A 5,445-nucleotide genomic window follows, 5' to 3' on the forward strand; every position below is an offset into this window, starting at 1 on the left:
AGGCGGAGCAGGGCGCCGACGAGGTTGGGCAGGGCGACCAGCAGGAAGAGCTGCGACGGCGCGAAGTCGAAGCCCGCGAACGGCAGGTAGGCCGCGCAGACGCTGAAGAGGAGCCAGACCGAGAATCCGACGTGCTCGGCGAAGATCGAGGCCAGCAGGTTGCGGCGGGCGACGCGGCGGCCCACTGCCTCCCAGTAGGCGCCGTCCTCGGGGTGCCACTCGTCGATCCAGGTGCCGCCCGCGGGAACGGCAGCGCTCGCCGCGGCAGGGCTGGTGCGGGTCGAGATCAGCGACGGCGTCACGGCGAGCTCCTCGGGTCAGTGGACGCTCGCCACGCTAGGTGCGCCGGATTTCGCGGCCGTTCCCCCATGTTTCGCGGAGGTGACAACCTTTTCTCACCTGCCCAGAACGCAGCCGTACGCCGCCGGGGAGCTGGGCCCGGCGGCGTACGGCATCTGGGTGGTCAGGCGGGATCAGATGTCCGCGTGACCGAGCGACTTGCCCGACTTCTTGATGTAGAACCACCAGGTCACGCCGAGGCAGATCACGTAGAACCCGGTGAAGACCAGGAAGGCCGAGCGGCAGGCGTCGATCGGGTCGGTGACCCACGGCGCGTTGAACGTGATCGGGATCAGGAAGCCACCGATGGCACCGATGGCACCGGCGATACCGATGACGCCCGACGACAGCTTCGTCGCCTTCAGCAGGGCCGCGTGGCGCTCCGGGGTGCCCTCCTCGGTGGCCTCGACGGCCTGGTGCTTCTGGATGAGCGGGATCATCCGGTACGTCGAGCCGTTGCCGATGCCGGTGGCGGCGAAGACGAAGAGGAAGAAGGCGAGGAAGAGCGGGAAGAGCTCGGTGTTGGCCTGGACCGCCTCGATCACCTCCGGCTTGTAGCCCGGGAAGGTCGAGGGGTCGGCCTGCCAGCCCTTGAGGACCTCGGGGGCCGGGGTTGGGACGACGGTCAGGCGGGTGAGCGTCCAGAAGATGCCGAGCGTGCCGGCGATCATCGCGATGAAGGTGTAGAGCGTGACCTTCGAGCCGCCGTACTTGTCCGCGAGCCAGCCACCGATCGGGCGGGCGACGGAGCCGACCAGCGCGCCGAGGAAGGCGTAGTAGACGAAGTTGATGCCGAGCGGCTCGGCCGTCGGGACCGGCTGACGGAAGAAGTTGAGCTTGATCAGCAGCGGCATCGCGGCCGAGTAGCCGATGAACGACCCGAAGGTGCCGATGTAGAGGAACGACATCACCCAGGTGTGCTTCTGCTTCAGGACGGGGAGCAGGTCCTTCGGCGTGGACTTCGCCTCACGCAGGTTGTTCATCAGGAAGTACGCCGCGGTAGCCGCGACGATCGCGAGGGCGATGTACAGGAAGCCGACGTACTCGAGGTGCACATCCGGGAGCTTCTTGCCGTCGACGACCTTGGTGGCCGCGACGAAGAGGCCGAAGGCGCCACCGGCGCCGACGATGATCGGCAGGAAGAACTGGATCAGCGCGACACCCAGGTTGCCGCCCGCTGCGTTGAGACCGAGGGCAGCGCCCTTGGCCTTGGCCGGGTAGAAGAAGTTGATGTTCGCCATCGACGAGGCGAAGTTGCCGCCACCGAAGCCGGCCGTCGCCGCGATCACCACGAACGCCCAGAACGGGGTGTCCGGGTTCTGCACCGCGACCACGTAGAGCACCGTCGGAATCAGCAGCAGGAGCGCGCTGATGACGGTCCAGTTGCGCCCGCCGAACTTGCCCACCGCGAAGGTGTAGGGGATCCGGATCAGGGAGCCGACGAGGTTGGGCACCGCGACCAGGAAGAAGAGCTGCTCGGGAGTGAAGACGAAGCCCTGCTTGGCCAGCAGCGCCGCGCTCACGCTCCACAGGAGCCAGACGGAGAAGCCGAGGTGCTCGGCGAAGATGGACCAGATCAGGTTGCGCTTGGCGATGGCCTTGCCACCGTTCTCCCAGAACGCGTCGTCCTCGGGACGCCAGTCCTCGATCCAGGTACCGCCCTTCGCGGTCACGGTGGCGCCGGGGGCGCCGGTGTCGGTGATCGTCACTGCAGTTCTCCTACGGTGTTGTCCGTGCACGTACGCCGCGTCGGCGCTGACGCGGCGTACGTCACGGGTGGGACCAACCGATGGGAGCCATCGGGATGCGAGAAGAGTCCCAACCGGAGATTGCGAAACAATTCACAAAGTTCCCGCCGGGGATCAACATCGACGCACGACCTCACGGGCGCGGCATGACGGTTCCGTTGCGCGGTGTTTCGGCGAGGAAAACAGCCGATCACCGTGGCCGGCGCCGACGCTCACGGGCCTGTGCGGGGCGCCGGCCGGCGCATGTGAGCCCGTGCGTGAGGCGGTGCGCGGTGCGGACGAGCCTCCGGAAATGCCGAAGGCCCCCGGCTGTTGCCGGGGGCCTTCGATCGCTCAGTGGAGCGGGATCAGGACGCAAGCACCTCGTCGAGCAGGGCCTCGGCCTTGTCCTCGTTGGTGTTCTCGCAGAGCGCGAGCTCGGAGACGAGGATCTGGCGCGCCTTGGCCAGCATCCGCTTCTCGCCGGCCGACAGGCCGCGGTCGCGCTCACGGCGCCACAGGTCGCGGACGACCTCCGACACCTTCATGACATCGCCGGAGTGGAGCTTCTCCAGGTTGGCCTTGTAGCGGCGCGACCAGTTGGTCGGCTCCTCCACGTGGGCTGCACGCAGGATGCCGAAGACACGGTCAAGACCCTGCTTGTCCACGACGTCCCGAACGCCGACCAGGTCCAGGTTGCACGACGGCACGCGGACGACGAGGTCCTGCTGTGCCACGATGCGGAGAACCAGGTACTGCCGCTCTTCACCCTTGATGGTCCGGTACTCGATGTCCTCGATGACGGCCGCCCCGTGATTCGGGTAGACAACCGTTTCGCCGACGGTGAAAGTCATATGTCAGGTACCCCTTCCTAGGTGACCAGTCTAACACGTGTCCCGAGCACCTCTTTCATCCGTTTATGCAGGTCAGGGCGGCAATGGAGGCTTGACAGATCCGCGACCTCCATGGTGGGACCCCGGTTTCGAACACCTGAGCGGTTCGGCCGGAGTTATCGGCGATCGACGGTTTGTCCTCCGATCGGCCGGTTCCGGCGTGACGCACCGCACTGCGGCGTCGTGATCGGTGAATACTGGGCCGCATGTCTGCCAAGTCGATCCGGCTCCCCCGCAAGCGCACCGGCTCCCCGAAGCTCGGCCCCGCCGTACGCCGCTTGCGCCTGCCCGCGCGTGCCGACCTCGCCCGCAGCCTGCCGGTCAGCCTGTTCCGGGCGAGCCACCCGCGCCAGGCGACGCTGACCGCCCTCTTCGTGGCGGTGGGAGCCGCCATCGCCGGGCGCCCGGCCTCGCAGGTCCTGCTCGTGCTCGCGACCGTGCTCACCGGCCAGGTCATCCTCGGCTGGCACAACGACCTCGTCGACGTACAGCGCGACCGCCGCCACGGCTTCCCGGGCAAGCCCGTCGCGCAGGGCGTCATCGACCACGGCACCGTCTGGTTCGCGCTGACCATCGCGGTCCTGCTCGTCGTTCCCCTCTCGGTGGCCAACGGCGTGGTCGCCGGCGCCACCCACCTCTTCATCCTGGGCATCGCGATGGTGGCCAACTCCGGCCTCCTCCGCCGGACCCGCTTCTCGTTCGTGCCATGGATGGTCGCCTTCGCCCTCTGGCCGGCGTTCCTGTCGTACGGCGGAGCGCAGGGCACCGAGGGTGGCGACGCGCCGAGCATCCTCCTCACCGTGCTCGCCGCCCTGCTCGGACTGGGCGTCCACGTGCTCGCCTCGCTGCCCGGCCTGGTCGCCGACAACGCCGACGGGATCCGTCACTTCCCGCTCCAGTTGGCGCTCCGTACGGGCGCTCCGCGGCTGCTGCTGATCGCCGGTGTGTGGACGGGGCTGCTGGGAGTGGGCATTCTCATCACGGGCGCGACCCTCGGCGTGGCCCGCTGACGCTACTCTTAGCCCGCACTGACGACTTTGACGAAGGCCTCATCGATGCTGATCAGCAACCGGACCGCGCGCCTCCTCGGCGCCGGCGCGCTCCTTCTCGCCGCCCCGGCGCTCGCTTCCTGCACGGAGCAGGCGACGGACCACATCTACACGCCGGCCGCCGGCACCAACGACCGCGACTCCTCGGTCGACGTCCTCAACGCGGTGATCGTCGCCAACGACGACCACCCGGGCGAGGGCACCCTCGTGGTCACCCTGGTCAACAACGAGATCGAGACCGTCGACTCGACCGAGGACGTCACCGACCGGCTGGTCGCGATCTCCGGCGACGTCGCGGGCAAGGTCACCAAGCCCGTCGCCCTCCCCGAGGGTGGCAGCGTCACGCTCGCCACCAGCACTGCGGACATCCCGTCGGGCATCGGCGGCATCCCCGTCACCGGCGACTTCGACCTGGGCGACATCGTCGAGGTCGAGTTCGACTTCGCCAACGCCGGCACGGTGACGCTCGGCGTCCCGGTCGTCCACAACATCGAGGGTGGTCAGTTCGCTGGCCAGAACGGCGCGCCCGACCCCGCCGTCGCGGAGCACGGCGAGACCGGCGGCGAGGGCCACGGCGGCCACGAGTCGGCCGAGTCGACCGAGGGCGACGAGCACTGATGACCTACACGCTCGTCCTGCTCCGCCACGGCGAGAGCGAATGGAACGCGCTCAACCTCTCCACCGGCTGGGTCGACGTCAACCTGACCGACAAGGGCCGCGCGGAGGCCGTCAACGGCGGCACGCTCCTGAAGGAGGCCGGCGTCCTCCCCGACGTCGTCCACACGTCGCTGCTGCGCAGGGCGATCAACACCGCGAACCTCGCGCTCGACACCGCCGACCGCCACTGGATCCCGGTGAAGCGCGACTGGCGACTCAACGAGCGCCACTACGGTGCGCTGCAGGGCAAGAACAAGAAGGAGACCCTGCAGAAGTTCGGTGAGGAGCAGTTCCAGCTGTGGCGCCGCTCCTACGACGTCCCGCCGCCGGAGCTCGACGACACGTCGGAGTTCTCGCAGGCCGGCGACGCCCGCTACGCCGACATCGACGTCCCGAAGACCGAGTGCCTCAAGGACGTCGTCGAGCGCCTGATCCCCTACTGGGAGGGCGAGATCGTGCCGGACCTCAAGGCCGGCAAGACGGTCCTCGTGACCGCCCACGGCAACTCGCTCCGTGCGCTCGTCAAGCACCTCGACGGCATCTCCGACGAGGACATCGCGGCGCTCAACATCCCGACCGCGCAGCCGCTGGTCTTCCGCCTGGACGAGTCACTGAAGCCGCTCGTGGCCGGTGGCGAGTACCTCGACCCTGAGGCGGCCGCTGCTGCTGCCGCCGCCGTCGCCAACCAGGGCCGCTGACCCACCCCGATCTGTCGAGGCGGCGCAAAGCTGCACCTCAACGTCGTCGAGGCGGCGCGAACCTGCAAGAACTCTGCAGGTT

5 protein-coding genes and 1 pseudogene are annotated in these 5,445 nt (G+C 68.4%); 3 read left to right on the forward strand and 3 right to left on the reverse strand.

Features of this window, described 5'->3' with window-relative positions:
* From VLF38_RS13320 to VLF38_RS13330, 3 genes and pseudogenes are all read right to left on the reverse strand, one after another.
* A pseudogene (locus VLF38_RS13320) lies at nucleotides 1–302 on the reverse strand (MFS transporter); the annotation flags it as partial.
* Nucleotides 303–473: 171 nt separating this feature from the next.
* The gene (locus VLF38_RS13325) at nucleotides 474–2,048 is read right to left on the reverse strand and encodes a nitrate/nitrite transporter (protein WP_325271729.1); all 1,575 of its coding nucleotides are present in this window, start codon (nucleotides 2,046–2,048) and stop codon (nucleotides 474–476) included.
* Nucleotides 2,049–2,434: 386 nt separating this feature from the next.
* Nucleotides 2,435–2,920 (reverse strand): CarD family transcriptional regulator, encoded by a 486-nt coding sequence (locus VLF38_RS13330; protein WP_107698696.1) that lies wholly within the window; start codon nucleotides 2,918–2,920, stop codon nucleotides 2,435–2,437.
* Between the two features lie 245 nt (nucleotides 2,921–3,165).
* On the opposite strand from VLF38_RS13330, the gene VLF38_RS13335 reads away from it, so the two are divergent.
* Genes VLF38_RS13335 through VLF38_RS13345 form a run of 3 tightly spaced genes read left to right on the forward strand, consistent with a single transcriptional unit; the run spans nucleotide 3,166 to nucleotide 5,363 of the window.
* Nucleotides 3,166–3,969, forward strand: a complete 804-nt coding sequence (locus VLF38_RS13335; protein WP_325271730.1) for a hypothetical protein — start codon at nucleotides 3,166–3,168, stop codon at nucleotides 3,967–3,969.
* A 45-nt stretch (nucleotides 3,970–4,014) separates the two neighbouring features.
* Nucleotides 4,015–4,626 (forward strand): hypothetical protein, encoded by a 612-nt coding sequence (locus VLF38_RS13340; protein WP_325271731.1) that lies wholly within the window; start codon nucleotides 4,015–4,017, stop codon nucleotides 4,624–4,626.
* Nucleotides 4,626–5,363, forward strand: a complete 738-nt coding sequence (locus VLF38_RS13345) for a phosphoglyceromutase (RefSeq protein WP_325271732.1) — start codon at nucleotides 4,626–4,628, stop codon at nucleotides 5,361–5,363. Before VLF38_RS13340 ends, VLF38_RS13345 begins: the two co-directional genes overlap by 1 nt.
* Nucleotides 5,364–5,445 lie beyond the last annotated feature (82 nt).

This window comes from Nocardioides sp. (assembly GCF_035481145.1).
Lineage (GTDB): Bacteria > Actinomycetota > Actinomycetes > Propionibacteriales > Nocardioidaceae > Nocardioides.